The sequence below is a fragment of the Halobacillus sp. ABA4_118 genome (genome assembly GCF_056160205.1).
Genome location: NZ_JBSWWS010000001.1, coordinates 263,608 through 290,535 on the forward strand (window position 1 = coordinate 263,608; position 26,928 = coordinate 290,535).

General features: G+C 47.0%; 28 protein-coding genes and 1 other annotated feature. Of the genes, 1 reads left to right on the forward strand and 27 read right to left on the reverse strand.

What is annotated here, in order from left to right:
* Nucleotides 1–38: 38 nt before the first annotated feature.
* On the reverse strand, nt 39–1,124 hold the full coding sequence (locus ACXAGL_RS01420; RefSeq protein ID WP_474989529.1) for a M42 family metallopeptidase: 1,086 nt from the start codon (nt 1,122–1,124) through the stop codon (nt 39–41).
* Between the two features lie 82 nt (nt 1,125–1,206).
* Nucleotides 1,207–1,692 carry a dUTP diphosphatase gene (locus ACXAGL_RS01425; protein WP_474989531.1) on the reverse strand — a complete coding sequence of 162 codons (486 nt, stop codon included), beginning with the start codon at nt 1,690–1,692 and terminating at the stop codon, nt 1,207–1,209.
* 111 nt (nt 1,693–1,803) lie between these two features.
* On the opposite strand from ACXAGL_RS01425, the gene ACXAGL_RS01430 reads away from it, so the two are divergent.
* Nucleotides 1,804–2,214: a sigma-w pathway protein ysdB gene (locus ACXAGL_RS01430; protein WP_474970425.1), complete on the forward strand. Its 411-nt coding sequence runs from the start codon at nt 1,804–1,806 to the stop codon at nt 2,212–2,214.
* A gap of 37 nt (nt 2,215–2,251) precedes the next feature.
* Here ACXAGL_RS01430 and ACXAGL_RS01435 read toward each other — a convergent pair whose 3' ends face one another.
* The 25 genes from ACXAGL_RS01435 to citZ all read right to left on the reverse strand — a co-directional run bounded on the left by ACXAGL_RS01435 (nt 2,252) and on the right by citZ (nt 26,925).
* On the reverse strand, nt 2,252–2,824 hold the full coding sequence (locus ACXAGL_RS01435; protein ID WP_051254684.1) for a TVP38/TMEM64 family protein: 573 nt from the start codon (nt 2,822–2,824) through the stop codon (nt 2,252–2,254).
* Nucleotides 2,825–2,862: 38 nt separating this feature from the next.
* Nucleotides 2,863–3,135: a DUF1294 domain-containing protein gene (locus ACXAGL_RS01440; protein ID WP_474992323.1), complete on the reverse strand. Its 273-nt coding sequence runs from the start codon at nt 3,133–3,135 to the stop codon at nt 2,863–2,865.
* Nucleotides 3,136–3,223: 88 nt separating this feature from the next.
* Nucleotides 3,224–3,580: a 50S ribosomal protein L20 gene (gene rplT, locus ACXAGL_RS01445; RefSeq protein WP_160836316.1), complete on the reverse strand. Its 357-nt coding sequence runs from the start codon at nt 3,578–3,580 to the stop codon at nt 3,224–3,226.
* Nucleotides 3,581–3,610: 30 nt separating this feature from the next.
* Nucleotides 3,611–3,808, reverse strand: coding sequence for a 50S ribosomal protein L35 (gene rpmI, locus ACXAGL_RS01450; protein ID WP_027955182.1), 198 nt, complete (start codon nt 3,806–3,808; stop codon nt 3,611–3,613).
* A gap of 33 nt (nt 3,809–3,841) precedes the next feature.
* Nucleotides 3,842–4,345 carry a translation initiation factor IF-3 gene (gene infC / locus ACXAGL_RS01455; protein WP_160836317.1) on the reverse strand — a complete coding sequence of 168 codons (504 nt, stop codon included), beginning with the start codon at nt 4,343–4,345 and terminating at the stop codon, nt 3,842–3,844.
* Between the two features lie 81 nt (nt 4,346–4,426).
* Nucleotides 4,427–4,551 (reverse strand) — a sequence feature (ribosomal protein L20 leader region).
* A 274-nt stretch (nt 4,552–4,825) separates the two neighbouring features.
* The gene (gene thrS, locus ACXAGL_RS01460; RefSeq protein WP_474969165.1) at nt 4,826–6,772 is read right to left on the reverse strand and encodes a threonine--tRNA ligase; all 1,947 of its coding nucleotides are present in this window, start codon (nt 6,770–6,772) and stop codon (nt 4,826–4,828) included.
* 334 nt (nt 6,773–7,106) lie between these two features.
* The gene (gene ytxC / locus ACXAGL_RS01465) at nt 7,107–7,916 is read right to left on the reverse strand and encodes a sporulation protein YtxC (protein ID WP_474989533.1); all 810 of its coding nucleotides are present in this window, start codon (nt 7,914–7,916) and stop codon (nt 7,107–7,109) included.
* Between the two features lie 156 nt (nt 7,917–8,072).
* A complete protein-coding gene (dnaI, locus tag ACXAGL_RS01470; protein WP_474989535.1) occupies nt 8,073–9,005 on the reverse strand; it encodes a primosomal protein DnaI in 933 nt (310 codons plus the stop codon).
* 17 nt (nt 9,006–9,022) lie between these two features.
* Nucleotides 9,023–10,375 (reverse strand): replication initiation and membrane attachment family protein, encoded by a 1,353-nt coding sequence (locus ACXAGL_RS01475; protein ID WP_474971155.1) that lies wholly within the window; start codon nt 10,373–10,375, stop codon nt 9,023–9,025.
* A gap of 58 nt (nt 10,376–10,433) precedes the next feature.
* Complete coding sequence (gene nrdR / locus ACXAGL_RS01480; protein WP_027955176.1) at nt 10,434–10,898, reverse strand: transcriptional regulator NrdR; 465 nt, start codon at nt 10,896–10,898, stop codon at nt 10,434–10,436.
* Nucleotides 10,899–10,937: 39 nt separating this feature from the next.
* Nucleotides 10,938–11,312: a cytosolic protein gene (locus ACXAGL_RS01485; RefSeq protein WP_206935525.1), complete on the reverse strand. Its 375-nt coding sequence runs from the start codon at nt 11,310–11,312 to the stop codon at nt 10,938–10,940.
* A 167-nt stretch (nt 11,313–11,479) separates the two neighbouring features.
* Nucleotides 11,480–11,857, reverse strand: coding sequence for an adenosylmethionine decarboxylase (gene speD, locus ACXAGL_RS01490; RefSeq protein WP_027955174.1), 378 nt, complete (start codon nt 11,855–11,857; stop codon nt 11,480–11,482).
* A gap of 229 nt (nt 11,858–12,086) precedes the next feature.
* A complete protein-coding gene (locus ACXAGL_RS01495; RefSeq protein ID WP_027955173.1) occupies nt 12,087–13,121 on the reverse strand; it encodes a glyceraldehyde-3-phosphate dehydrogenase in 1,035 nt (344 codons plus the stop codon).
* Between the two features lie 130 nt (nt 13,122–13,251).
* On the reverse strand, nt 13,252–13,851 hold the full coding sequence (gene coaE / locus ACXAGL_RS01500) for a dephospho-CoA kinase (protein ID WP_474989537.1): 600 nt from the start codon (nt 13,849–13,851) through the stop codon (nt 13,252–13,254).
* Between the two features lie 12 nt (nt 13,852–13,863).
* Nucleotides 13,864–14,460 carry a manganese efflux pump gene (locus ACXAGL_RS01505; protein WP_474969171.1) on the reverse strand — a complete coding sequence of 199 codons (597 nt, stop codon included), beginning with the start codon at nt 14,458–14,460 and terminating at the stop codon, nt 13,864–13,866.
* Between the two features lie 44 nt (nt 14,461–14,504).
* Nucleotides 14,505–15,344 (reverse strand): DNA-formamidopyrimidine glycosylase, encoded by an 840-nt coding sequence (gene mutM / locus ACXAGL_RS01510; RefSeq protein ID WP_474971153.1) that lies wholly within the window; start codon nt 15,342–15,344, stop codon nt 14,505–14,507.
* A 16-nt stretch (nt 15,345–15,360) separates the two neighbouring features.
* On the reverse strand, nt 15,361–18,000 hold the full coding sequence (gene polA, locus ACXAGL_RS01515) for a DNA polymerase I (RefSeq protein ID WP_474969173.1): 2,640 nt from the start codon (nt 17,998–18,000) through the stop codon (nt 15,361–15,363).
* 152 nt (nt 18,001–18,152) lie between these two features.
* Nucleotides 18,153–19,082: a protease modulator HflC gene (hflC, locus tag ACXAGL_RS01520; protein ID WP_474969174.1), complete on the reverse strand. Its 930-nt coding sequence runs from the start codon at nt 19,080–19,082 to the stop codon at nt 18,153–18,155.
* The gene (hflK, locus tag ACXAGL_RS01525; protein WP_474969175.1) at nt 19,079–20,047 is read right to left on the reverse strand and encodes an FtsH protease activity modulator HflK; all 969 of its coding nucleotides are present in this window, start codon (nt 20,045–20,047) and stop codon (nt 19,079–19,081) included. The genes hflC and hflK overlap by 4 nt, the downstream gene beginning before the upstream one ends.
* 190 nt (nt 20,048–20,237) lie before the next feature.
* Nucleotides 20,238–21,995 (reverse strand): two-component system histidine kinase PnpS, encoded by a 1,758-nt coding sequence (gene pnpS / locus ACXAGL_RS01530; protein WP_474971151.1) that lies wholly within the window; start codon nt 21,993–21,995, stop codon nt 20,238–20,240.
* Nucleotides 21,996–22,694: a response regulator transcription factor gene (locus tag ACXAGL_RS01535; RefSeq protein WP_422875648.1), complete on the reverse strand. Its 699-nt coding sequence runs from the start codon at nt 22,692–22,694 to the stop codon at nt 21,996–21,998.
* A 214-nt stretch (nt 22,695–22,908) separates the two neighbouring features.
* A complete protein-coding gene (locus ACXAGL_RS01540) occupies nt 22,909–23,385 on the reverse strand; it encodes a MaoC family dehydratase (protein ID WP_474969177.1) in 477 nt (158 codons plus the stop codon).
* Between the two features lie 81 nt (nt 23,386–23,466).
* A complete protein-coding gene (gene mdh / locus ACXAGL_RS01545) occupies nt 23,467–24,405 on the reverse strand; it encodes a malate dehydrogenase (RefSeq protein WP_027955163.1) in 939 nt (312 codons plus the stop codon).
* Nucleotides 24,406–24,428: 23 nt separating this feature from the next.
* The gene (icd, locus tag ACXAGL_RS01550; protein WP_474969179.1) at nt 24,429–25,703 is read right to left on the reverse strand and encodes an NADP-dependent isocitrate dehydrogenase; all 1,275 of its coding nucleotides are present in this window, start codon (nt 25,701–25,703) and stop codon (nt 24,429–24,431) included.
* A gap of 103 nt (nt 25,704–25,806) precedes the next feature.
* Entirely contained in the window at nt 25,807–26,925 is a 1,119-nt protein-coding gene (gene citZ / locus ACXAGL_RS01555) for a citrate synthase (RefSeq protein WP_474989539.1), read from the reverse strand.
* Between the last annotated feature and the right edge of the window lie 3 nt (nt 26,926–26,928).

Below are 26,928 nucleotides of genomic sequence, written 5' to 3' on the forward strand. Positions count from 1 at the left end.
ACGAAAAAAGCCAGCCCTTTACGGCTGGCTTTTTAGTATTACTGGAAGGTGATTTCTTTGACTGTATCCGCATCCAGACCTTTAATAACTTCTACAATTAAGCGGACCGCATTTTCAAAATCATCACGGTGAAGCATAGCCGCATGAGAGTGAATATAACGCGTAGCAATCGTAATAGAAAGAGCTGGAACCCCGTCATGGCTTAAGTGGATGGCACCCGAGTCCGTTCCACCCCCGGCAAGGGAATCAAACTGATAAGGAATGTCGTTCGCATCCGCTGTATCCGTAACAAAATCACGAAGTCCTTTATGGGAAATCATAGAGGCATCGTACAGGATGATCTGCGGGCCGTCTCCCATTTTACTGGAAGCGTCTTTGTCCGATACACCCGGAGTATCCCCGGCAATACCGACATCGACACCAAAAGCAATATCCGGGTTGATCAGGTTGGCGGATGTGCGGGCACCGCGGAGACCGACCTCTTCCTGAACCGTTCCGACACCGTAAACCGTATTCGGGTGTTTTTCACCTTTCAACTGCTTCAGCACTTCAATCGCAATGGCACAGCCGATGCGGTTATCCCATGCTTTAGCCAGCAGCATTTTTTCATTTTTCATCTGTGTGAATTCAAAATATGGAACGACAGAATCTCCCGGCTTCACACCGAATTCCATTGCCTCTTCACGGCTGGAAGCGCCGATATCGATGAACATATCCTTGATTTCCACAGCCTTCTTACGCTGCTCCGCAGGCAGGATGTGCGGTGGTTTCGATCCGATCACACCGGTGAGGTCACCATTGCGTGTCATGATCGTGACACGCTGGGCGAGCATAACCTGACTCCACCATCCTCCCACGGTCTGGAAGTAAATATAGCCATGATCATCAATGCGGGTAACCATGAATCCTACCTCATCGAGGTGACCGGCAACCATAACACTCGGGCCCTTTTTATTTCCTACTTTCTTCGCAATCAGACTTCCAAGATTATCTGTGAAGACTTCATCCGCATAGGGAGTGATGTACTGCTTCATGACGTCACGGGCTTCCCTTTCGTTTCCCGGTACACCTTTCGCGTCCGTCAGATCTTTCATCATCTGCAGTGTTTCATCTTTTTTAGCCATATGTATTCAAATCCTCCTTTTTCTATCCAATGTTATTATAAACCTTTTGAAGCGATTTCACAAAAATTCTGCCATTTTGTGATCAATAGCCCTGGTCCTGTCTTTTAAAATTCACTTCATTTTTATTTATATACGCTTCTTTCAGTTCCTCTGCCGTAATTCCGATGGTCCGCCCTAAGGATACGTAGGCACGAAACAGCTTTTCGTAGTTTCCCTTCGTCTGTTCATGACGAAACGTCTCCACACTGCTGTATACGTCCAAAAATGCTTCCGTCTCTGTCACAGAACGGCCCTCTTCTTCCTGGCTGGTATAGCGGAAGTCCAGATCCAAACCAAGGGACAACAGGAAATGAACCCCATCTACATACTCTTCCTGAATGACCGATGGAGCGCTCGGCCCTTTCGTACTCCAAAATTTAAAGCAGCGTGTTTCATTCGCCAGCTCCCCAAGCTCTACAAATAAGGCCAGGATTTTGGATTCGACATAAGCGCTTTTCTCCAAATTGTGCTGCTGTTCAATATAATGATCCAGTTTTTCCTGCATCTGATATAACGATTCCCAAAACATTGGTTGTCCCTCCTAAAAAAATCATCGATAATAATGTATCATTTTCTGAAACAAAAAGACATGCTGATACGTATAGGAGGCACGTACCTTCAAGGAAGGAGTCCGATGTCCATGATCATCCTTTTGTTCAGACTGCTGCTGCTTCTGGCGATAGCCTTTATTATGTACACCGCTTATAAATTCATCGTCAATCCAAGGAGAAAGCTGGATCTTGCCCGGGATAAAAAAGAATTTTACTTTCATGATAACCAGGAAGATACGAAAGAGAATTTCCTGATGACTTTGAAAGGTCATGTGTTTGAAGGGGAAAAATATTTAGGGACAACCGAAGATGCCTTTGAGGTCGTTACGATCAATGTAAGCGCCCACGACCCGAACAAGCTTCAAGGGCTCGAACGGGAGGATATATACTTTATGGAACAAGAAATCCTCCTCCGTTATCCGCATGCTTCCATCGAATGGAAGTACCCGATCAACCGACTGATTATCCATCCCTTGAAAAATAACGATGACTTCCATTAAAACAACCCCCTGCCCTTTGCTGCAGAGGGTTGTTCTTTTATGGATTCGTCTGGAAGAAATCGTTCCATAGAAACACTTCACTTTTCTTCCGGATCATGAAACTTACACCAACAAGCGCGCCTGAAAAAGCGACCATCATCGGCAGCGAAAAAAGCGTGACCCACTGACCGACAGAGGTGTAAATAAAGGCAAGCGGAAAATTAGCAAATAAAGATGATTTCGCATAATCCTTAAAATCTGCGCTGCTCTCAATAAGACAATACGACAACAGGTGAAAGTGAATAAAAGGAACAAGACGCAGCACAGCTACCTGCTTGACGGACAGGGATGCCTGTTTTTTCATCCATCGTTCCTTGATTCCCGCCATCCTTTTCATCACCCAAGGCACCATACGGATCGTCCGGTAAAACAACAGGCTGGATATCATCGTTCCAATCACCGAGTACGCGGTACCCGCAATCGGTCCGAACAACACGCCTCCGGTTATGCAGACAAGCATGACCGGGAGAAACAAAAAAGGCCGAAGCAGATGAATTCCGATAAACAAGAGCGGCGCCCAGGCTTCCTGATGTTCCAACCATGCCAGCACTGCTGTCGTTGTCCCGCCCACGTCAATCCCCTCCCTGCCTACATCTTATGACAGGATACTCAGGTATAGAACCGCACGTACAAATACCCGGTTAACACGACATGCGCGGCTATGAGGAATGGGAAACCGACGGCAAACGATTTATGCTTCGTCTTATGACGAAACACCTTCATCCCGAGTACTCCTCCTAATGCGCCTCCCAGCAAAGCTGCCATCCATAACCGCTTTTCAGGCACTCTCCACTTCTGTTCTCCAGCTCTCTTTTTGTCCACCCCCATCAGGATAAACAGCCAGATATTCACTCCGAAGTAATACAATCCTGCATACATCATCACCTTCACGCTCCCCTTATGTATTCGAACAGGGTATAAAAAAAAAAAGCCATTTCCAACCGGACGGAAATGGCTCTTTCTCATAAAATTACTTAAGAGCAGATTTTGCTTGCTCTGCAAGACTTGCGAAACCTTGGGCGTCGTTGACAGCAAGGTCAGCAAGCATCTTACGGTTCACTTCGATACCCGCAAGTTTAAGACCGTGCATAAGACGGCTGTAGGAAATGTCGTTCAAACGCGCTGCAGCGTTGATACGAGCGATCCAAAGCTTACGGAAATCGCGCTTTTTCTGACGACGGTCGCGGTAAGCGTACTGTCCTGATTTCATTACCTGCTGTTTAGCAGTTTTAAATAGTGCATGTTTTGAACCATAATAACCTTTTGCTAGTTTAAGGACACGGTTACGACGTTGACGTGTCACTGTTCCACCTTTTACTCGTGGCATGGTAATCCCTCCTAATTAAATCAGTCTTTATTAGTCTTTCGGAAGCATATGCTTGATACGGCGGTAGTCTCCTGCAGAAACCAGTGCCTCTTTACGAAGCTTACGCTTTTGCTTAGTTGATTTGTTCGCGAACAAGTGGCTTGTGAAAGCGTGGGAACGTTTCACTTTACCTGTCCCAGTTTTTTTGAAGCGTTTTTGAGAACCTTTATGGGTCTTCATTTTTGGCATGTGAATTTCCTCCTTTAAACTTGATACTTTGTCTTACTTCTCACCGAGAGGAGCAAGCATTAAGAACATGCTGCGACCTTCCATTTTAGGCTTGGTCTCAACTTGGGCGACATCTTTGCACTCTTCAGCCAGGCGTTCGAGTACTTTCTGCCCTAGTTCTTTGTGTGTGATGGCACGTCCGCGGAAACGGACAGATGCTTTCACTTTGTCACCTTTAGACAAGAACTTGCGTGCGTTACGAAGTTTTGTGTTGAAGTCGTGGTCTTCAATCCCTGGACTGAGACGCACTTCCTTCACTTTGATGACGGTTTGTTTCTTACGAGCTTCTTTTTCTTTCTTCTGCTGCTCGAAACGATATTTTCCGTAGTCCATCACTCGGCAAACCGGAGGCTTCGCATTTGGGGCCACCATAACAAGATCAAGATTTGCGTTTGCTGCAATATCAAGCGCTTCGTTACGGGATTTAACTCCAAGCTGCTCACCATTCACGTCGATCAGACGGACTTCACGGGCACGGATTTTTTCATTAACGTTCATGTTATCCTTGCTAATATCGAGCCACCTCCAAATAGTTTTAGAAAACTTATATGAGATCTGTCATCGACAAGATTCCTGCTGAAAATAAAAAAAGTGTCGGTACATATTCTGCACCCACACGTATCCTAACATTTAAGGAATTAGTGACCTGCCAACTGCTTTATCAGCGTCGATCAGGTGAGAAGCGGGTGCTCCTACTTGTCTCTAGATCCGTTCATTCAGTTACCTAAACAATAATAGCATGCCTGATGATGCATGTCAACAATCAAATGTTGTTTATCTGACTACCTAATCAAGGATAATCGAAATCAAGATAAAAATCAATCCCTTTCCTGCAAACCAATACCTGGAGAAGAAAGAAGCGGCCTCTGCCCGTGGATAACCAGCGTGAAAACAAAGCGAGATAAAATGATAAAAACCCATACCAGGATGAGAACTCACCTTGGTATGGGTTTATAAAAACGTCTCCGCTTCATCTGATTACTTTCTCAGAAGCTTCTGCTCAATTTCATTTTTGATTTCAGACTTGAATGTGTCTACAGATTTTGTAGCAGAGTCCTGTTCTCCGTATCGGCGGACGTTTACCGCATGGTCTTCGATTTCCTTATCTCCAACGACAAGCTGGAACGGGATTTTCTGCATTTGTGCTTCACGGATTTTATAGCCGATCTTTTCATTCCGCTCATCCACTTCGACACGCACACCGGCTTCCCGAAGTTCATCTTCCAGTTTTTTCGCATAATCCAGATGGACGTCGGCAGATACAGGAATGATTTTCGCCTGGACAGGGGCCAGCCATGTCGGGAAGACGCCTTTGTATTCTTCAATAAGGAAGGCAACAAAACGTTCCATCGTCGACACGACACCACGGTGAATAACGACCGGACGGTGATCGGCTCCATCCTCCCCGACATATGTCAAATCAAAGCGTTCCGGAAGGTGGAAGTCCAGCTGGACCGTCGAAAGCGTTTCGTCCTTACCAAGCGCTGTTTTCACTTGAACATCCAGTTTCGGACCGTAGAAAGCAGCTTCCCCTTCGGCTTCCACATACTCCAGTTTCATGTCTTCCATCGTTTCTTTCAGCATCCCCTGCGCTTTATCCCACATCGCATCATTGTCGATGTACTTCTCCTTATCCTCCGGGTCACGGTAGGACAGACGGAAGTAGTAATCGTTGATACCGAAATCACGGTAGACTTCCTGAACGAGACGGACTACACGCTTGAATTCATCTTTCAGCTGATCCGGGCGGGCAAAAATATGCGCATCATTCAATGTCATGGCACGCACACGCTGCAGGCCGGCAAGAGCTCCGGACATTTCATAACGGTGCATCGTACCAAGCTCAGCAATACGGACAGGCAGGTTCCGGTAGCTGTGCATCTGATTTTTATAAACCATCATATGGTGCGGGCAGTTCATCGGTCGAAGAACAAGGTCTTCGTTGTCCATTTCCATTGTCGGGAACATATCATCCTGATAGTGATCCCAGTGTCCGCTTGTTTTATACAGGTCAACACTTCCCAGAACAGGTGTATACACGTGATCATATCCCAGACGCTCTTCTGTATCTACAATGTAACGCTCAATCGTGCGACGAATGGTCGAGCCTTTTGGCAGCCACATTGGAAGTCCCTGACCGACCTTCTGATTGATCGTAAAGATCTCCAGTTCCTTACCGAGCTTACGGTGATCGCGTTCCTTCGCTTCTTCAAGCATCTGCAGGTATTCATCCAGATGGGCTTTTTTCTCAAAGGCCGTTCCGTAAATACGTTGAAGCATTTGGTTGTCGCTGTCCCCTCTCCAGTAGGCACCGGAAATGCTCAACAGCTTGAAGACCTTGATTTTACTTGTCTGTGGAACGTGAACGCCGCGGCAGAGATCAAAGAATTCCCCCTGCTGATAAATCGTCACCTGTTCGCCTTCAGGGATAGCTTCGATCAGTTCAAGCTTCAGCTCATCGCCGATTTCCTTATACTTTTCGATCGCTTCCTCCCTTGAAAGCTCTATGCGTTCAATTTCGTGGTTTTCATCTACAATCTTCTGCATTTCCTTTTCGATCTTCGGAAGATCTTCCGGTGTCAGGGATTCCTCCATATCGATATCATAATAAAACCCATTCTCAATGACCGGACCAACGCCAAGTTTGACGTTTCCATAAAGGCGTTTAACGGCCTGTGCCATCAGGTGGGCTGTAGAGTGGCGCACCACTTCCAAGCCTTCTGGATTTTTATAGGTAAGAATCTCAATTTCCCCATCCTGTTCAATCGGACGTCGCAGGTCGTAGGGTTCGCCGTCCAGCTTTACGGCCAGGGCCTGCTTTTTCAAGCCTGAAGAAATCGATTTAGCGATGTCTTCACCTGTCGTCCCTCTCTCAAACTCCTTGATGTTTCCGTCTGGGAACTTGATTTGAATCGCATCCGCCATGTGTAACACTCCTTTTCTAAATAAATATAAAAAAACGCCCATCCCTCAGCATAGTGCTAAGGGACGAGCGTTGTCTCTCGTGGTTCCACCCAGGTTCCCGCATCCTCGCAAGGCTGCGGCTTCATTATCCTTAACGCGGATCAGTCGCTGTCCATTACTCTGAATCATTTCACAGACAGGGCTCCAAGGTGGTAAACGATAAGCCGTTAAGAAGGAGCTTCCAGCCGATGACTCCCCTCTCTGATCATACGCCACTTTCCGTTCGTATCCTTATCAAAGCCATTGATTTAATATGTACGTATTATATCCATTTGCGAAAAGGAAATCAAGGGCTTTAAAAAGGAAATTGCGATTTGGGCTTCCAGACAGCCTTTTCCTCAAAGATATTCATCAGCAGTTCCAAATTGGAATTCTCCGCCTGATCGGAGTAAATAATGATTTCCTCTGGAGCATGGACGAGCGCCGGCGTGACCGGCCATTCAAGAGGAAGATCAGACACGGCTTCATCCGGGTACTGCTTTTGGTAGAGACGCGTCTCCGAATCACTCAGCGGATTGCCTTCATCATGGAAGTAAGTCAGTCCACGGTCCTCGAGAATATGAAGAAGCTGCACCCCCGTATCCTGATGATGAACACGGTGACGCCACGAATCGACCAGCAGCTGATACGATTCCTCCTGCTTATACTCATCAATGACCTTGCCTGTGTAATCCGTCAGGCACCTGTGGACATGTGCCAGACAGCCGGCACTCAAGTCATCAAACAGGACGGTATCCCTTACATGCACGTACTCCTGTATATAGGACTTGATGTAGTGGTGAATAGGCGGAAGCCGCAGACCCGCAGGAGGATGGGAGTCAAAGTCCTGCTCAATCTCAAGAATGCGCTGAATTTCATCGGCATCCTCGAAATGATAGGAGAACCGGAGGACCCCTTCCATCCAGGCAGGAATTTTCCTTTTCCTGACAACATGATGCAGCGCACGCACGACATCCACATAGGCCGACTCCCTTGAGGAAGCATGCATCAATGTGACAGAAAAATGTTTCCCGTTCTCCTCATAAACCCACAGCTTCTGCTCGGAAACGATGGCATTATAAAACGTTTCGGCTTCCAGACGCTTGGAAAAAGATAAGTCAAACACCAGAATTCCCCCCTCATCCCGACTTTCCATCCTATGTCTATCATCAATGCTTCCCGGAAGCATAGAAAATATCATCAAGACCGGCTCGTCTTTTCTTTGTTATATTTATGAGAGGGATAGGTAAATCATGTCACTGACCTTCCTGTTCGCAAAGATTTATGAACGTCTGTTCTGACCGCCGACATAAACCGTTTCACTCAGCTGTTTGATCCGTTCGGTAATCCGCTTGGCTTTCACTTGTTCCACATCGCCGCGGCTGCTTGTCATCAACACTTTTTCAAGTTCGTTCAGCGTATAGTTGGACGTAAAAAAGACGGGCAGACGCTCCATCATCCGATAGTGCAGGATACTGCCTAATATCTCATCCCTGAACCAGGCCGACTGGGATTCTGCCCCGATATCGTCCAGCATTAACACCGGCGTTTCCTTAAAGGCGGTAATTTTATCATTGAGGGAATCATCTTTGATGGATGATTTCATTTCCCTTACAAATTCAGGCATATAAATGATCATCGATGGGATCTGCTTGTCACTGAGAGCATTGGCAATGGCCCCGAGGAAATACGTTTTCCCTACACCGAACGGTCCATGGAAATACAGGCCTTTTGCAGGAAGCTCCTCCCCGAGCGTTTCAATGTACTTGACGGTTTGCGCTACCGCCCCTCCGCGGTCGGGGTCTTCCAGATCCATTCGTTCCAGCGATGCTTCCAGGATTTCTCTCGGCATATGCAGGCTGCTTACCAATGATTTCTGATACGACTGCTGTTCCTGTGAACGCTGGCGTCTGCATTTATCATAAATCAGTTTGATGTCGGTTCCCTCCACCTCCAACGATGGAACGTATCCGGGCAGGATGTTGATACACCCCTCCCTCGACGGACATTTTTCGCAGTTTTTCGATTGGGTCTGGTATTCATAAAGCTTGATCAAATGCTTCTCCACCGCTTTTTCATCCAGGCCTTCATTTTCGTGCATCAGACGCTGGACTTCAGCAGAGCCCAGGACTTCCGCTTTCATTTGATTGTAGCGCTGCTGAAACTGCTTGTTATCTTTCATCCATTTTTTCAACGATTGCTGAATGGGCTCCATTCCATTCACCCCTTACTCTAGTTTCCTCTATTGGTCAGCCTCGCGATTCTGGCTGCGATATCTTCTTTATCGACCTGAGGCTCAGCAGACGCGGCGGCAGGCTGCTTCTCTTCCTGTTTATTAAACCAGACAGGAATAACTTCGTCTTTTTGGGAAGTCCGCTTCTGTGTTTTCTGACGGCCCCACTGCTGATATTTCTGATGTTCTGCCTTGGCCAGATTCATGGCCTGGCGCACAGTGGTCACGTTTTTACGCGCCCAATGACTGGCGATTTTTTCCATGTAGGATTTCGACAGTTTCATATCCGTTTTCAACATCACATAATGGACAAGCACGTTCATAACCCCGGCTGTGATGCCTTGTTCGGTCATAACATCCCGGATCAGCTTCAAATCCTGTTCCGATGCACGGTTGCCATTGGACAAATCCTCAAGGAGTTCCCTCGGAGAAATCTGCTCGAGCATTTCAACAAACTGGTCTTCCTTGGATCCTGTCGTCTCTTTTTCCATGGAGGCCCATTTCTCACGATCATCGACAGAGGCGGGCTGTACATTTTTTTCTTCTTTCATAAAATCGTGACAGGCAGCCTTAAACTCTTCCTCGACCAAGCAGTGATTTTCATCTATAGCCCATGTCACCGCTTTTTCCAATTCCACGTTGGACAAATCATACAACGTCGCCAGCTGAATGATCAGTTTCTTATTCCGCCCCGTTAAAATCCGTTCACTTGGATACATTCTCTTCTGAAGGGCTTGGCGGAGCCAGGTGAAATCGACGCGGCTTTCCGAGGTTCGTGGACCGCGGTATTCCTGAAAACGCTTCTGCTCCGCAATCACTTCGGTTTCCCTCTGCACAGACTCTATCATTTTATGATGAAACACTTCGTCGAAAGAAGCCGTGATTTCTTCATATCCTTCCACCGAAGGCTCGGGCTTAACAAATCGGCTTTTTACCTGTTCATACTTCTCCTGACCCAACTCATGGGTCAGGAGAAGCGCGAGCATGTCATCCTGGAAAAATTCCTCCGGCGTAAAAGGGGGATGGACCGCATATATATAGACGGTCTGATCGCTCTCTTCGTTCGACCGAAACGTTCTCAGCAATCCAAGAGCCTCCAGCCTCCCCCTGGCTTCATAAATTTTATCCAGAGGAGCGGAAAGGTAAGCCATCAATGAATGGTGGGTCTGAATCGCATCCTGATCCGCAAGATCCGCTTCAGAAAGCAGTATATGGTAGAGAGATACAGCCAGACGTCCAACAATCGGTTGGTATAGATGGGATAACGAACGATGAAAATTTCGAGGCATTTCTCCGCCGTTCCTGATTTTAAAACCGTCTACAGGCAGCAGTCTGCCAATGGAATGATTCATCGTCTACACCTCCTTCGTTCATCCAAATCTATGAAAAAGAAAATGAGCCGGCTCAGGCTCATTCGTCATGATCATCTTTAATTAATTCCTTCAATTCGTCAATAAATACGTTTATATCCTTAAACTGCCGGTAAACGGACGCAAACCGGACGTAGGCCACTTCATCAACTTCGGAGAGACGGCCCATGACCATTTCACCGATATCCTCACTCAGCACTTCTGAAACGCCGCGGTTCCTCAGTTCCTTTTCAATATCAAGCGTAACGGCTTCAAGCTTTTCCACTTCAACCGGACGCTTTTCACAGGCTCTGATCAACCCACGCATCAACTTTTCCCTGCTGAATTCCTCCCGCGTTCCCTCTTTTTTCACGACAATCAGAGGGACCTCTTCAATCCGCTCAAACGTTGTAAAACGAAAGCCGCACTGTTCACACTCTCTCCGTCTTCTGATTGTCTGACCTTCCTCTATTGGTCTTGAATCGAGCACTTTCGTGCTTTTGTAGTGACAGTTTGGACACTTCACCTTTGATCAACTCCACATCGTCTTCGTTTCATCATCTGATCATCCGGGATCCACAGCTGTAAACTGCCGGTCCAGCTGTTCATAGAACTGCACGATCAGATTACGGCTGTAGCCGAAATCCACAGGGCCTCCTGAATCAGTGGTGACCGAAAAGTCCACGGCCGTGCGGAACGGACGGACCATAATAATTGTTGCGACAACAAACGCCCGCCGTTTTCCTTTATAAGTGATCGTCAGTTCTCCGCGCTCCCTGGAGACGGCTTTGATCTCAGATGGTGAAGGGAACATTTCTTCCACGGCGCGGAAAACCTCATCATGCTTGGCTTTGTAATAGTGTGTGATAAGCGCCGTGTCCTTATGCTGTTCACTGGTTTCGGAATGAGTGCTGAGATACCTGGAAATAAATGCTTTCACTAATCTGACTCCTTCAGTCCATTCGACATAATCTTAATTTATTTTAACATGACTTTAAAAAATTAGAAACGGTTTTACAGAAGGAGAGGGCAGACAGCCTGATCCAATAGGTAAGCAGAAAAAAAAGCCATGCAGAACCTTCTGCATGACTTTCTCGTTTTGAGCGTTTACAGAGCACGGGCTTCCTTGACTTCTACAGGACCCATCCCTCTTGGTACTTCAACCGTTTCATTCCGGCCGGCTTCCAAAGCTTCCACAATGTAGTGCGCAGCTACATTCGGATCGATCCGGTCTCCACACGTATACACGTCAATGCTTGCATATCCGTGCTCCGGGAAGCTGTGTATCGTCAGATGTGACTCTGAAATGATAACAACTCCACTAACACCGTGAGGGGCAAACTTGTGAAAAGCCACCTCTCTCACTTCTGCACCGGCTTTCAGTGCAGCATCAACAAAAACCTGTTCTATATACGACATATCGTTCAATTTTGATTCATTACAATCCCATAGTTCAGCAATTACGTGTCTTCCCATTGTATCCATAACGGATCCCCCTTTGTACATTAACTTCTTCCCCTCTGAAATTGCGGCCATGTACTACCACGGGGGAAAGTTAGTCCTGAGAGGTCCTAACCCTTTGAGTAGACATGAAGATTTTTGAAATTCAGAAGTTCAAAAGAAAGTATAAAGGGTTTATCCCGTTTTTGCAAGATATATTTAAGAAGCCTGAAAAGGGCCGTGAAGAGTCTTCACCTGGAATCAGAGGCGTCCTTTAAGACACTCTCGCCGTCCTTTCCTGTTTCAATAATTTTCCCACATATTTCGCCAGATCAACAACGCGGCAGGAGTAGCCCCACTCATTATCATACCAGGCAAGCACTTTCACTTTTGAGCCTTCCATCACCTGTGTGGACAGCCCATCAATGATGGCGGAAGACGGAGAGGTCGTGTAATCGATGGATACCAGAGGTTCATCGCTGTACTCCAGAATGCCTTTCATGTCCCTCTGTGAGGCAGATGCGAACGCTTCATTCAACTCTTCCTTCGTAACCGCTTTCTTTAGATCGACGACTAAGTCCACTAAAGAGACGTTCGGTGTCGGTACACGTAAAGCCATTCCATTCAACTTTCCCTTCATACTTGGAATGACATCTCCCAGGGCTTTGGCTGCCCCTGTGGAGGTCGGTATGATCGACTGTGTACACCCTCGGGCTCTCCGCAGATCCTTGTGAGGGTTATCCAGGTTCTTCTGATCATTGGTAAATGAATGAACCGTCGTCATCAAGCCGTTTTCAATACCGAATTCATCTTCCAGCACTTTGACTACCGGCGCCAGACAGTTGGTCGTGCAGGAAGCATTGGAAATAACATCATGCGTTTCAGGGGAATAGGAATCCTCATTGACCCCCATCACAATGGTCGCATCGACTTCCTTACCCGGAGCTGTAATGATGACTTTTTTTGCGCCTGCATCCAGATGGAGAGCAGCCTCATCCTTCGTACGGAACTTCCCGGTAGCTTCGATTACGATGTCCACACCAAGCTCTTTCCAAGGGAGCTCAGCCGGGTTTCTCGTAGAACAGAGCTTGATTTTCTTCCCATTTACCATTAACCCTTCAGGAATCGTACGTACTTCTCCGTCGAATCGTCCATGAACACTGTCATATTTCACCATGTGAGCGATCGTTTCAGCAGGATAGCTGGCATTGACAGCCACAAGCTCCACGGTATCATCTACTGCCGCCTGTCTGAATACCATACGTCCGATTCTTCCCAAGCCATTAATGGCGATCTTTGTTTTCCCCATGATGTTCCAGCCCCCTATATATGATATACTTTTTGGATCATTTCTAGGAATAGTATAACATATTGTAAGCGCTTTTGAAGTGGGTTCAATAATTTTACACAAAAATAACACGTCTTTCTCAGACGTGTTATTATACGAGGTTCCACCGGTGAAGTATGTCTCTTAATTGGAGAAAGCTTTCCTCTTTTGTTCCATTATTATCGATCACCGCATCCGCCATTTCCGCTTTGCGGGTGACAGGAATCTGCGAAGCGATCCGCTTCTGCGCATCTTCCCTCGATGAGCCATCCCGTTCCATCAGCCTTTGGAGCTGCGTTTCCTCATCGACCGCAACGACAAGCACCTTTTCTACATAATCCGTCAGTCCACTCTCATATAGAAGGGGAATATCCAGGACGACAGCATCGGCTTCTTTTGTTTTATAAGATTCCCGCCGCCGGATCATTTCTTCCCGGACACGAGGGTGAACGATGCCGTTCAGTTCTTTCCTTCGTTCTTCACTGCTGAAGATCACCTTCCCGAGCTTTTTCCGGTCCAGTGTTCCATCCTCAAAAAGGACGTCTTTCCCAAAAACCCGTACGATGTCCTCATAGGCAGGCTCACCGGGGCGGACGACATCCCTTGATATTTGATCCGCATCGATGACAGGAATCTCCCACTCATCGAACATGCGGGATACGGTACTTTTTCCACTTGCGATACTACCGGTTAAACCAATGACCAGTGTCATAAAACCCTTCCTTTACGATAGCTTGATCAAGCCGATGATTATTAATAGAACCCCCGGGAGAATGGAGATGCTTTCCACCCTGTTCGTCAATTTTGCACCGGCCATCATCCCAGTTCCAAGCATGAGAAACGTAGATGAAGCGATAAGCCCACCCGTCAATAGAACGGGAAGACCGATCAGCGCTCCGCTTATGCCCGCCCCTATAGTATCAAGGGAGAGGGCGGTTCCAAGCAGCCACACTTCTTTTCCTTGAATTCCTCCGGACCTATCCACATCAGCGGTCACCGGATCATTCAAAACTTTTGCAGGGTTCAGCCAGGGGTCCTGCTGATCCTCAGTATGTTTTTTAAAAAACTGTCTTAAAAAATAAATGCCGATGGCAATTAAGGCCACCGCTCCAGCCTTTTCCGCCATCTCCGGTTTGACAACATGAACGAGCAGCTGACCAAAGTAGGAGGAAAGAAGAAAAACCATACCTGAAACAGAGGCAATCACCACAATGCCCCAGAATGCGAGTTTTACTTTTTTCAACCCGAGCACACAGCCAATCCCGAAGCTGTCGACACTCACGGCTGTCACAAATAAAAAAATGAACATCCCGATGCCCATACCGCCCACTCCTTTAACATGGAAGTGGGATAGTATATGGCTGTTTATTCAGATACGTGAAGCGGCTGGCAGACTGGACAGACGTGCGTGCCCCTGCCGCCGACTTTCGTTTTAACAATCGGTGTCCCACAGTTCAGGCACTCCATATCCTGCTTTCCATACACACGGAGCTGCTGTTGGAACATTCCGATTTCACCCTGGCTGTTTAAGTAGGAGCGGATCGTCGTGCCTCCCTGCTCAATCGCCTCCAGAATGACAGTGATGCTCGCTTCCCGGATGCTTTCGGCCTCTTCTCTCGTCAATGTATTGGCAATTCTCTCCGGGTGAAGGCCGGCTCGGAACAGCGCTTCGTCTACATAGATATTGCCAAGACCGGCAACAATGGACTGATCAAGGAGCACCGCCTTCATGTTGCGGCTCGTTTTCAGCAGCCTCTGATGAAAATAATCGAGGGTGAAAGCTTCGTCAAAAGGATCGGGACCGAGCTGGACCAGTGGTTTATTCAAGGCTTCCTCGCCCTTTTTAAACGCATGCATCGTCCCGAACTTCCGGACATCGTTGTAGCGGAGCTCTGTTCCATCTGTAAAATGGAAAATCACATGGGTATGCTTCGGTTTCTCAAGTGTTCCATCATAAACGCCGAATTTCCCCTCCATCCGCAGATGGGAAACGAGGGCAATGTCATCAAGGTGGAAAATGAGAAACTTCCCCTTACGATCGATATCGATGATGGACTGTCCTCTAAGCAGGTCACCGAAGGCATTGGGATCCTTCGGCTGTTTAATGATGTTCCCCCAGAAAATGGAGACATCCTTTATTTCTTTTCCTACGGTTAAATGCTTTAAAGTTTTTCTTACAGTTTCCACTTCTGGTAATTCCGGCATCTTTCATTCTCCTTACTTATTTCGCATCGTACCATGTATTTCCATAAGAGGAATCCACTTTCAATGGTACATCAAGCTCTACGGTGTTTTCCATAACGTCTGCGACGAGCGTTTCCAGCTTTTTAACTTCGGCTTCCGGCGCTTCAATGATGAGTTCATCGTGCACCTGCAGGAGAACTCTTGCTTCCATCTTTTCTTCCTGGAGCTTTTCTTCCAGATCGATCATGGCTTTTTTAATGACATCGGCCGCACTTCCCTGGATCGGGGTATTCATTGCCGTCCGTTCAGCAAAGCTGCGCTTATTGAAATTCCGGCTTGTAATATCCGGAAGATAACGCCGGCGGTTCATGAACGTCCGCACATAGCCCGTTTCCTTCGCTTCACGGACAGACTCCTCCATGTAGGTTTTGACTCCCGGATAACTTTCCAAATATTTATCAATGAACGCCTGCGCTTCTTTTCTCGGAATACCGAGACTCTGAGACAAACCATAATCGCTGATTCCATAGACAATGCCGAAGTTGACGGCTTTCGCCTGTCTGCGCATGTCACCCGTAACGTCCGGAGCCGGCACGCCGAAGACTTCCGAGGCGGTCTGCGTGTGAATGTCCTTATCCGCCCGGAATGCTTCAATCAGCTTCTCATCCCCTGCAATGTGAGCCAGAACACGCAGTTCAATCTGGGAATAGTCACTGGCAAACATGACCCAGCCTTCTCTGGACGGAATGAACGCCTGGCGGATTTTCCGTCCTTCCTCAAGCCGGATCGGAATGTTCTGCAGGTTCGGATCCGTGGAACTCAACCGTCCTGTCTGGGTAAGCGCCTGATTGAAACGGGTGTGGATCTTACCGGTATCTTCATGAACGACCTTCAGCAGTCCTTCGATATAGGTGGATTTCAACTTGGACAACTGACGGTTCAACAGAATTTTAGAAATGATTTCGTGTTGATCCTCCAGCTGTTCCAATACATCTGCGGAGGTGGAATAGCCTGTTTTCGTTTTCTTAATGACAGGAAGGCCGAGTTTTTCGAACAAAATCGGTCCAAGCTGTTTTGGAGAATTCAAATTGAACTCTTCGCCCGCCAGCTCATAGACTTCCTGTTCTACTTTATTCAAACGCTCTTCAAGCTCTGCCCCCATTTCCTGCAGACGGCCGACATCCACTGAGACGCCCCGGTGCTCCATACGTCCGAGAATAACAGCCAGAGGCATTTCCAGCTCAACGAGAAGCTCAAACTGTTCATTAGCCTTCAGCTGTTCCTCCATATTCCCTTTCAGCTTATACAGGGTGGCAGCCTTCCTTGCAATATGCTCGTAGACGACCTGATCGTCGTCCGGTCGCTTCATTTTCGCTCCTTTTCCGTAGACCTCTTCATCATATTGGACCGCGGTCTCCCCCATTCGATGGGCGATGGCGGGAATATCATGATTATTTTCAGAAGGGTTCAGCAGGTAGGAAGCAAGAAGCAGATCAAAGCTGATCCCTTTGATGTCCACGTCATGTCTCATGAGAGCTACAGCGGTCTGTTTTGCATCGAAGACCCATTTTTCCTTGGACGCATCCTCCGCCCAGGAGACGAATGCTTCTGATTTCACCGCATTCTCCATGGAAACGACGACTTTGGAATCGTCATTGACGATGGCAATCCCTTCAACTGGAGCGGTATGATAATTTTCATAAAGCATTTCCACCACAAGGGCTTCTGCACCAGTGAATAAATCAGAAGTTACCTCTTCTACAACCTCAACATCAATCTCCGGCAGCGCCTCTGCGACAGACTCTCCTTCTCCACCTTCCTGGATCCTCGGAAGGAGTGACTGGAAGCCGAGTTCTTTGAAGAAACCGCTCACCTGCTGCGTTTGATATCCTTCAAAGCCAATCGTATCGACGCTGACTTCAATCGGGGCATTTCTCTCGATGGTTACGAGCTGCTGACTCATGAAAGCATTGCCGCGGTTTGTCTCCAGCTTTTCTTTCAGCTTTTTACCACTGACCTCGTCCAGGTTCTCATACAGGTTTTCCAACGTATCAAACTGCTTCAGCAGTTTAACGGCCGTTTTCTCTCCAACACCGGGAACACCCGGGATGTTATCGGAGTTATCTCCCATAAGGGCTTTCAAGTCGATAATCTGATCTGCCCGCACCTCCATTTTTTCCATCAGGAAAGAAGGGGTATATGTATCGACGTTCGTAATCCCTTTCTTCGTAAGGCTGACCGTGATCTGATCATTAACCAGCTGTAGAAGATCCTTGTCTCCGGAGATGACCTTCACCTCATGACCTTTCTCTCCAGCCTGGGTCGCCAGCGTACCGATAATATCATCTGCCTCAAAGTTCGGAAGCTGATAATATTTCACTCCAAACGCATCGAGCAGTTCCTTAAGTACAGGAAACTGTTCGGACAGCTCAGATGGTGTTTTCTGCCTTCCACCTTTGTATTCCTGGTACGTTTCATGACGAAAAGTCGTTTTCCCGGCATCAAATGCGACAAGAAGATGATCGGGCTGGTCTTCCTCCAGTATTTTAAGCAGCATTGTCGTAAAACCATAGACGGCGTTCGTGTATACACCTTTATCATTATTAAGCAGCGGCAGGGCAAAAAAGGCCCGGTAAGCAATACTGTTTCCATCAATCAATACAACTTTCTCAGCCATAAACTCACTCCTTAACTGGAAATGCCTTTCTCTCCTGTAAAGAGGAGCGTCTGCATTTTCCAGCGTAATTATTCCAGTGTTCCCTTAAAGAAAACGCCTTTTCCTTCATTCTACCATGATTCATGGAGAGAAGGAAAAGGCGCACCCCGCCGTTATTCGTAGTAGCCGAGAAGCAGGTCGGCGTATGGTGATCCCTGAGGCAGAATAATCGTTGTTTCACCGTCAATGGTTTTCTTGTATGACTCCAGCGTCCGGTACAATTGATAAAATTCAGGATCCTCAGAGAAGGAATTGTTATAAATCTGCGCAGCCTCCTGTTCACCTTCCGCCCGGATCTTTTCCGCATCGGCCCTGGCTGTAGACAGCATCTCTTTGACTTCTCTATCCACAGAAGCCCGGATCCGGCTTTTTTCCGCTTCCCCTTCCGACAAATACGTCTGGGCAATTTTCTCCCTGTCCGTGATCATCTGATTGAACACGGCCTCCTCGTTCGCCTGAGGAAGATCCGAACGCTTAATACGGACGTCATCCACGACTATACCGTAATTATCACGATCCAGGTATTCATTCACCCGCTTGGCAATTTCTTCGTTCAATGTTCCCCGTGAACTTTCTTCCTCATTGATGATTTCAGAAAAATTCATTTTCCCAAGTTCCGCCCGGACGATCGAAAAGATGAATTCTCCCATCCGCGCTTCCGCACTCATCATTGTTCTCGCATTGGAAATCATTTTCTCAGGGTCAGAGATACTCCAGACAGCATAGTTATCAATGATCATCCTTTTTTTATCAAGCGTGGTGATTTCCTTCTCATCCACGTCATACACCATTTTCTTTTGAGAAAGCGTGGATACCTCCTGAATCATCGGTATCTTGAATTTCAAGCCGGGACTTTCGTGGATTTTAATGACATCACCGAACTGCCTTACTACCTTATATTCCCCTTCTTTGACAATCACTACAGAACTAAGGGCGATCAATATCAAGCCGGCAGCAGCTACTAAAGCAAGGCCGCCTTTGATGAATTTTCGAAAATCCTTCTGCTGCTTTTCATTGATATCCTGAATTCGATCGTCGGTCATGATTGCTCCTCCTCTTCTTGTTCTGTTTCCTCGCCATCTTCCTGTGCAGGTGCGGCAGGCTGATTCTGCTGCTGAAGAGGAAGGTACTTCATCGTATCTCCATCATCGTTCATCACATACACATCTGCTTCAGGCAGGACTTCCTCGAGCGTTTCCATGACAAGACGCTCTCTTGTTACACTTTCGTTACCTTGATATTCACTTAGCAGTGCATCAAATTTGGACACCGCTCCTTCCGCTGTGCGGACCCTGTCCACCTTGTCCCCTTCTGCTCTTTGTATAATGGCATCTTTTTCACCTTTGGCTTCCTCCCGCATCTGGTTGGCATACTTTTCAGCTTCGTTCACTTTGCTTTGTTTTTGTTCACGCGCATCCGTCACCTTTGTAAAGGCACTGCGGACGTCTTCGTTGGGCAGGTCCACCTCCTGCAGACGGACGTCTATGATGGATATCCCAATCTCATAGCCTTCAATCAGACGGACAAGGTCTTCTCTTACTTCGTTTTCGATTTCAGCCTTTCCTGATGTTAGCGCCTCGTCAATTTCACTGCTGCCTATGACCCCTCTCAGTGTGGATGAGGTGGCGTTAAACAGCACCTGCTCAGGGTTCTCCGATGCAAATAAGTAACCGGACGGATCTGTGATTTTCCATTGAACGACAAGGTCCGCCTGCACGATCATGTCGTCTCCTGTAATCATCGTCACTTTATCAGCCTCTTCTCCCTCTTCATCAAAACCAAAATCAAGGCTGAATGTTTCCTTGGACATTTTCTCTACTTCCTGCACAGGCCACGGCATCTTAAAATGAAGACCGGGCTCTGTAATGCCATCCTCCGCTTCTCCGAACGTAAGCACGACCGCCTGCTCGGACTCATCAACGGTGTACCATGTGGTCATGAATACGACAAGCAGGACCGCCGCCCCGGCAATTAAGCCGGCCCACTTATATATCTGTTTCAGACTCATGTCGATTTCCCCTTTATATGTAGATTACTAATATTTACGAAACTGTAACAAAAAGGTTTCAAAACCTCGTTTTTTGACATAAAAAAAGACAGAAGCGAGGGAAGCTTCTGCCAATAAGAGAAAACACCTTGGATGAAAGGGTTTCAAAGATATTTTATCGAAACATTGTTAATGCCAATTTAATGAAATATTAATTTTCCGTAAACTTCTTCGGAATTTCAACATGGAAGGTCGTCCCTTGATCTACTACACTCTCCACGTGGATGTTTCCGTGATGGGCTTCTACGATATGCTTGACGATAGCCAGACCGAGCCCTGTACCACCAGAATTCCGGCTTCTTGCCTTATCCACACGATAAAAGCGTTCGAAAATCCTCGGAACCTCGTCTTCCGGAATACCTACACCATTGTCAGACACGGAAATCATCACCGTTTCTTCTTTTTCTCTAAATGTTAATGAAACCCCTCCATCATCACGACTATAGTTAATCGCATTGGCCAGTAAGTTCATAAACACCTGTTTTAAACGACTGGAATCTCCGCGGATAATGGTTTCCCCTTCCACAAATGCCTGAAGGTGCACGCCTTTTTGCTCAGCATGCTGCCCGACAATGGGTAAAAGATCGTGTAGAAGACGCTGGACATCGACTTTCTCAATATTGAGAAGAAAATCTTCCCTCTCCAGTTTGGACAGCTCCAGGAGATCCTGAATAAGAGATTGAAGACGACCGCTTTCCTTCAATATAATCTGAAGAAACTGCTCCAGCATCTGCTCATCCTTCATTGCGCCGTCCAGAAGCGTTTCTGAAAACCCGCGGATGGAGGTGATCGGTGTTTTCAGCTCATGGGAGACGTTAGCCACAAAGTCCTTTCTCATCTGCTCCAAATGCTTCAATTCTGAAATATCATGAAAGACCAGCACAACGCCTTTCCATTTCCGGCCTTCACTGAAAATAGGGGCTCCTGTGACCTCAAGGTGTTTCCGATCGATATTGACCGGGAGCACAAATGTTTCACTGATGGTTTCTTCAAACATATAAATCTTTTTAACCGTCTCATGAATGGTCGTATATGGAATGGCATCGTGGTAAAGATATCCGATGTAATCCTTCTGCTCCCCGCCGAAAGTCTCCATAAAGGCACGGTTGGTCAAAAGGATGTACCCTTTTTCATCGATCAGCATCAGACCGTTACCCATATTGTTAATAACTGCTTCCAGCTGGTTCTCCTGCATCCCCTTCGTACTGGTCATTTCCTGAAGGTTGCGCGCAAGGATATTAATCGACTGACTAAGCTGACCAGCTTCACCGAAGTGCCCTTCATACGTGCGCGCCTTATAATTCCCTTCTGCCAGTTCATTCGCTACATCAGCTGCCGAACGGATCGGACGGATGTATTTTGAAAAGACATTGTAGCCAAGAACGAAGATTATCACCAGTCCGATTAACAGTGTACATCCGATCAACAGCCAGATGTTCTTTGTAATGTTGGTTAAAGAATTGACCGGCGAGAGGAGAATGAGCGTCCCGTCGACATCGTTGACCTGATTATCAACCGAATAATAAAAGATATTGTCGATCAAGTACCCTTCATTATCTTCAATCTGTTCGGCCTTCACTCTAGTCAGGATATGCTGTTTTTCACTATTACTGATAATGGGAACAGCCTCCACAGTATCCAGCAGTGTATCACCATCATCTGAAATGAAGACCATTCCGGTATTCAGCTGATCACTGAATTCTAAAAGTTCATCCTGACTGACATCCTCTTCATCCGTGAATCTCTCCAGGTAGGTGACGAAATACCGGCTTTCAAGCTCCACCCGCTCTTCAAAAATGTTTATGAAATACCCGCGCGTCAGCTGGGCAAGAATGACACCAAGACCAAGCATGACGATGACGACGAGTACGGAGTATGTCATGAGTGGTCTTGTATTGGAGGAAGCCATTTATTTCGGCTCCTCCATCTTATAGCCCAGGCCGCGGATCGTCTTGATATACACCGGTTTTTTCGTGTCCGGTTCAATTTTCTCCCGCAGATGACTGACGTGGACATCAACAATACGGGTATCTCCAGCAAAATCATAATTCCAGACCGCGCTCAGCAGCTGGTCCCTGGATAAGACACGTCCGAGGTTCTGCCCTAAATAGAGAAGCAGTTCAAACTCCTTTGGTGTGAATGTCAGAGGCTTGTCTTTAATGGATGCCTCATACTGCTCCGGATAAATCACCAAATCGGCCACTTGAATCATTTTCATTTCCGGACCGGCCGGTTCGCGTACCATCCTTCTTAAGATCGCTTTAATCCGAGCGACAACTTCTCTTGGACTGAAAGGTTTCGTCAGGTAGTCGTCCGCCCCAAGCTCCAGGCCGAGCACCTTATCGAATTCATCATCCTTGGCTGTTAACATCAAAATCGGCGTGGACACCTGCATCTGACGGAGCTGTTTACACACTTCCATGCCATCCATCCCTGGAAGCATAACGTCCAGAACGATGAGGTCGAACGTGGATTTTGATGCTTTTTCAAGCGCATCCGTTCCGGAATAGGCTACTTCCGTTTCAAATCCTGCCTGGTCTATATTGTATTTCAACAATGTTACGATGGATTCTTCATCATCGACAATTAGTATTCTTTGTTGTTCCAATCCCATCACCTCAACTGCAAAGTTAATCTCATCATACAATGAAGTTTACATTTTGAATACGGATCTTTATGATTTTTACTTAATTTTAATATAGTCCCAATTCCTGTCTTCATACGTGAAGACTCTATTTCTACACCCATTAAAGAAACAGGCCTGCGGGATAAAACCCCGCAGGCCTGTTTGAGAGAGCTTGTCCATAAGACGAGAGAATGACTCAATAAAAGTTTTCGAGAGAAACGGCATTCATAGAGGCCGGCTCATATGGCGGAATAACCGTCAGTTGTCCCTTGATGACTTCTTTTCCTTCCTCGTCATATCCGTGCATATCCACAACGACGTAATGTTCCTGATGATTAATATCCGTTATTTCAGCATGAAACCGGACTTCTGCATAGTGGTAAAGAGGGTGGGGATAACTTAACTGCTGATGTATGATATGACTCCCCGGTCCCGGAAGATGCATGGACACGATGGATGATGCCATACCACACAGCATAACGCTGGGTACGATCGGCTGTTTGAAGGGGGTCTGGGATGCATAATCATGTTGAATATAAAGCGGATTTGCATCATCGGTCAGCCCAAGGTAGATAAGCAGATCCCGGTCTTCTACTCTCGATGTGGTTGTAAAAGTATCGCCTACTTTCAAAGCCTGTATTTTTCTGCCGAGTTTTCTTTTCTTCCCAATCATGGCAGCCACTCCTTTTTTGAAAGCGTTTGCTTATTTGGTGTAAAAAAGGGGTCCGAGATATCCCCGAACCCCTTCTCTTCTTTATTTTAATACATGGAGGACATTTTTAACAGAGTCAGCTGATTGATCCAGCTGTTGTTTTTCTTCCTCTGTCAATTCGAGCTCAATGACTTCCTCAATACCGTTACCACCAAGGATGGTAGGCACACCGAGGTAAATACCGTCATACCCGTACTCACCTTCCAGGTAGGCGATGGCTGGGATAATACGACGCTGATCCTTCAAGATCGCCTCGGCCATTTGAACAAGAGAAGCGGCAGGAGCGTAATAGGCGCTGCCGTTTCCAAGCAGACCTACAATTTCTCCTCCCCCTTTTCTCGTGCGTTCGACAATCGCCTCGAGACGCTCTTTTGAAATCAGGCGTTCAAGCGGAATACCTCCCGCAAAGGAATAACGAAGCATTGGTACCATATCGTCCCCGTGGCCGCCGAGCACAAAGCCTGTGACGTCCTTCACGGAAATGTTCAATTCCTCTGCCACGAACGTACGGAACCTGGCTGTATCCAAAACACCGGACTGACCTATGACCCGGTTTTTAGGAAGACCGGCTTCCTGGAAGACGGAATAGGTCATTGCATCGACAGGGTTCGTCAATACAACGATGAAACAGTCCGGGGAGTTTTTCACAATCTCTTTCGTTACGCTCTTCATTATCTTGGAGTTGGTGCTGACAAGATCATCACGGCTCATCCCGGGTTTCCGGGCAATACCGGCGGTAATGATCACCAGGTCGGAACCTTCCGTATCCGCATAGTCCGAAGTTCCCTGGATTTTCGCGTCAAACCCCTGGACAGGGCTGGCTTCCAGCATATCCAGTGCCTTCCCTTTCGTCGGATCTTCCATATCCGGAACATCTACAAGGACGACATCCCCAAGTTCCTTCTGAGCAAGCATTAATGCCGTCGTTGCACCAGTAAATCCGGCACCGATGACAGAGATTTTCCTTCTTTGAATACTCATCGTTCCTCTCCTTCCACTTGCCATTAGTCCATGTTCTTAATCAGTTCGTCACCAAACTCTGAACATTTCACTTCTGTTGCCCCTTCCATCATACGGGCGAAGTCGTAAGTAACGACCTTGCTTCCAATGGTTTTATCCATGGATTGAGCAATAAGATCAGCCGCTTCTCTCCAGCCAAGGTGTTCAAGCATAAGGACACCGGACAGGATGACAGATGATGGATTCACTTTATCAAGCCCGGCATATTTAGGAGCGGTACCGTGAGTCGCTTCAAAAATAGCATGGCCGGTTTCGAAGTTAATATTTGCTCCAGGAGCAATTCCGATCCCGCCGACTTGAGCAGCAAGAGCATCAGAAATATAATCTCCGTTCAAGTTCATCGTAGCAACGACGTCGAATTCTTTCGGACGTGTCAGGATCTGTTGAAGGAAAATGTCAGCTATCGCATCTTTAACGATGATTTTGCCTTCCGCTTCCGCCTCATCCTGAGCTTTGTTGGCTGCATCCTTGCCTTCTTTCTCAACGATGCGGTCATATTCAGCCCATGTAAAGACTTTGCCTGCATACTCTTCTTCTGCTACTTCGTAACCCCATGTCTTGAAGGCACCTTCTGTGAACTTCATGATGTTTCCTTTGTGGACAAGCGTTACGTTCCTGCGTCCTTCGTTGATCGCATAATCAATCGCCGCACGGACCAGACGTTTCGTACCCTCTTCAGATACTGGTTTGATACCGATACCGGAAGTTTCAGGGAAACGAACGTTATGTACACCCATTTCGTTCTGCAGAAAATCGATGACTTTTTTGACTTCCGGAGTGCCCTTCTGCCACTCAATACCTGCATAAATATCTTCAGTATTCTCACGGAAGATCGCCATATCCGTATCTTCAGGACGTTTTACCGGAGAAGGGACGCCTTTGAAGTAGCGGACCGGACGAAGACATGTGAATAGATCCAATTCCTGACGCAGCGCTACGTTCAAGGAACGGATTCCACCACCGATTGGAGTCGTCAGAGGTCCTTTGATTGCAATCTTATAATCGCGGATCGTATCCAGTGTAGCTTCCGGAAGCCATTCCCCTGTCTGATCATAGGCTTTCTGACCAGCAAGGACTTCTTTCCACTCAATCGATTTCTGACCATTATAGGCTTTATCTACAGCTGCTTCAATGACGCGGCTGGCTGCTGCCCAGATGTCAGGACCGATACCATCACCTTCAATATATGGGATCACCGGACGATCAGGTACGTTTAATGTTCCGTTTTGTTCTACTGCGATTTTTTGTGCTTGTGTCAAAATAAACCCTCCTAAATTTTCTGTAATCATGGATGATTCATCCTATTCTATCATACGTTAAAATAGGATGAATAAAAAGCCGGTACAACTTCACTGCCGGTTATTAACGGTCTTCAATCGGCGTGTACGTCTGGCCTTTAGGCCCTGCATACTCCGCACGAGGACGGATCAAGCGGTTGTTGGAATATTGTTCAAGGATATGAGCAAGCCATCCAGACACACGGCTGACGGCGAAAATCGGCGTGAACAAATCGTGATCGATTCCAAGACTGTGATAGACAGAAGCAGAATAGAAGTCCACGTTTGCCGGCAGTCCTTTGTTTTCCTTGATATAATCTTCAATCTTAATAGACATTTCATAGTATTTGGAGTGGCCGGTCAGCTTTGTGAGCTCACGGGACATCTCTTTCAAATGCTTGGCGCGTGGATCACCGGAACGATAGACACGGTGGCCCATCCCCATGATTTTCTCTTTGTTTTCAAGTTTCTTCTCAATGGCCGGTACGGCATCTTCCACACTATCAATTTCCGTAAGCATCTTCATCACACGCTCATTGGCACCACCATGAAGCGGTCCTTTCAGTGCCCCGATAGCCGCTGTTACACCGGAATATACATCGGATAAAGTGGCAACACAAACACGGGCTGTGAATGTAGATGCGTTCAATTCATGGTCTGCGTGCAGGACAAGCGCTTTGTTGAAGGCTTCAACTTCAAGATCTTCCGGGTCTTTTCCATTCAGCATGTAAAGGAAATTCGCTGCAAAGCTGAGTTCTTTTTTAGGTGAGACAGGCTCCTTCCCTTTACGGATCCGGGCAAAAGCCGTGACCACAGTAGGAATTTTCGCCTGCAGACGAAGCGCCTTGCGGTTGTTCGCTTCCTCTTCCATCACATCGGATTCAGAATCGTACAGACCGAGCATTGAAACGGCTGTACGCAGGGCAGCCATTGGATGAACGGTCGTTAAATCATAGGATTTAAGATGATCAATGACCTCTTTTGGAATATCCATATTGGAAATTAAATCTTCTTTGAACTCTTTCAATTCCTGTGAATTAGGAAGCTTTAAGTTCCAAAGAAGGTAGATCACTTCTTCAAAGCTTGAGTTATTAGCTAAATCATCGATATCGTACCCAACATACGTAAGCTTATCGTCTATGATGGAACTGATGGATGATTCCGTTGCTGTAATCCCTTCAAGACCTTTAGTTGATGATGACATACA

What these genes read in the sequence shown, in the direction of transcription:
- rplT (WP_160836316.1), bottom strand. Translation starts at nt 3,580, where the DNA reads ATGCCACGAGTAAAAGGTGGAACAGTGACACGTCAACGTCGTAACCGT.
- ACXAGL_RS01540 (WP_474969177.1), bottom strand. Translation starts at nt 23,385, where the DNA reads ATGATTGGGAAGAAAAGAAAACTCGGCAGAAAAATACAGGCTTTGAAA.
- speD (WP_027955174.1), bottom strand. Translation starts at nt 11,857, where the DNA reads ATGGATACAATGGGAAGACACGTAATTGCTGAACTATGGGATTGTAAT.
- citZ (WP_474989539.1), bottom strand. Translation starts at nt 26,925, where the DNA reads ATGTCATCATCAACTAAAGGTCTTGAAGGGATTACAGCAACGGAATCA.
- dnaI (WP_474989535.1), bottom strand. Translation starts at nt 9,005, where the DNA reads ATGGAGCCCATTCAGCAATCGTTGAAAAAATGGATGAAAGATAACAAG.
- ACXAGL_RS01505 (WP_474969171.1), bottom strand. Translation starts at nt 14,460, where the DNA reads ATGGGCATCGGGATGTTCATTTTTTTATTTGTGACAGCCGTGAGTGTC.
- rpmI (WP_027955182.1), bottom strand. Translation starts at nt 3,808, where the DNA reads ATGCCAAAAATGAAGACCCATAAAGGTTCTCAAAAACGCTTCAAAAAA.
- ACXAGL_RS01420 (WP_474989529.1), bottom strand. Translation starts at nt 1,124, where the DNA reads ATGGCTAAAAAAGATGAAACACTGCAGATGATGAAAGATCTGACGGAC.
- infC (WP_160836317.1), bottom strand. Translation starts at nt 4,345, where the DNA reads ATGAACGTTAATGAAAAAATCCGTGCCCGTGAAGTCCGTCTGATCGAC.
- coaE (WP_474989537.1), bottom strand. Translation starts at nt 13,851, where the DNA reads ATGACACTGGTCATTGGTTTAACCGGTAGTATCGCAAGTGGAAAAAGT.
- hflC (WP_474969174.1), bottom strand. Translation starts at nt 19,082, where the DNA reads ATGACCGACGATCGAATTCAGGATATCAATGAAAAGCAGCAGAAGGAT.
- polA (WP_474969173.1), bottom strand. Translation starts at nt 18,000, where the DNA reads ATGGCTGAGAAAGTTGTATTGATTGATGGAAACAGTATTGCTTACCGG.
- mdh (WP_027955163.1), bottom strand. Translation starts at nt 24,405, where the DNA reads ATGAGTATTCAAAGAAGGAAAATCTCTGTCATCGGTGCCGGATTTACT.
- ACXAGL_RS01430 (WP_474970425.1), top strand. Translation starts at nt 1,804, where the DNA reads ATGATCATCCTTTTGTTCAGACTGCTGCTGCTTCTGGCGATAGCCTTT.
- ACXAGL_RS01495 (WP_027955173.1), bottom strand. Translation starts at nt 13,121, where the DNA reads ATGGGGAAAACAAAGATCGCCATTAATGGCTTGGGAAGAATCGGACGT.
- ACXAGL_RS01475 (WP_474971155.1), bottom strand. Translation starts at nt 10,375, where the DNA reads ATGAATCATTCCATTGGCAGACTGCTGCCTGTAGACGGTTTTAAAATC.
- thrS (WP_474969165.1), bottom strand. Translation starts at nt 6,772, where the DNA reads ATGGCGGATGCGATTCAAATCAAGTTCCCAGACGGAAACATCAAGGAG.
- ACXAGL_RS01440 (WP_474992323.1), bottom strand. Translation starts at nt 3,135, where the DNA reads ATGATGTATGCAGGATTGTATTACTTCGGAGTGAATATCTGGCTGTTT.
- mutM (WP_474971153.1), bottom strand. Translation starts at nt 15,344, where the DNA reads ATGCCGGAATTACCAGAAGTGGAAACTGTAAGAAAAACTTTAAAGCAT.
- hflK (WP_474969175.1), bottom strand. Translation starts at nt 20,047, where the DNA reads ATGAGTCTGAAACAGATATATAAGTGGGCCGGCTTAATTGCCGGGGCG.
- pnpS (WP_474971151.1), bottom strand. Translation starts at nt 21,995, where the DNA reads ATGGCTTCCTCCAATACAAGACCACTCATGACATACTCCGTACTCGTC.
- ACXAGL_RS01425 (WP_474989531.1), bottom strand. Translation starts at nt 1,692, where the DNA reads ATGTTTTGGGAATCGTTATATCAGATGCAGGAAAAACTGGATCATTAT.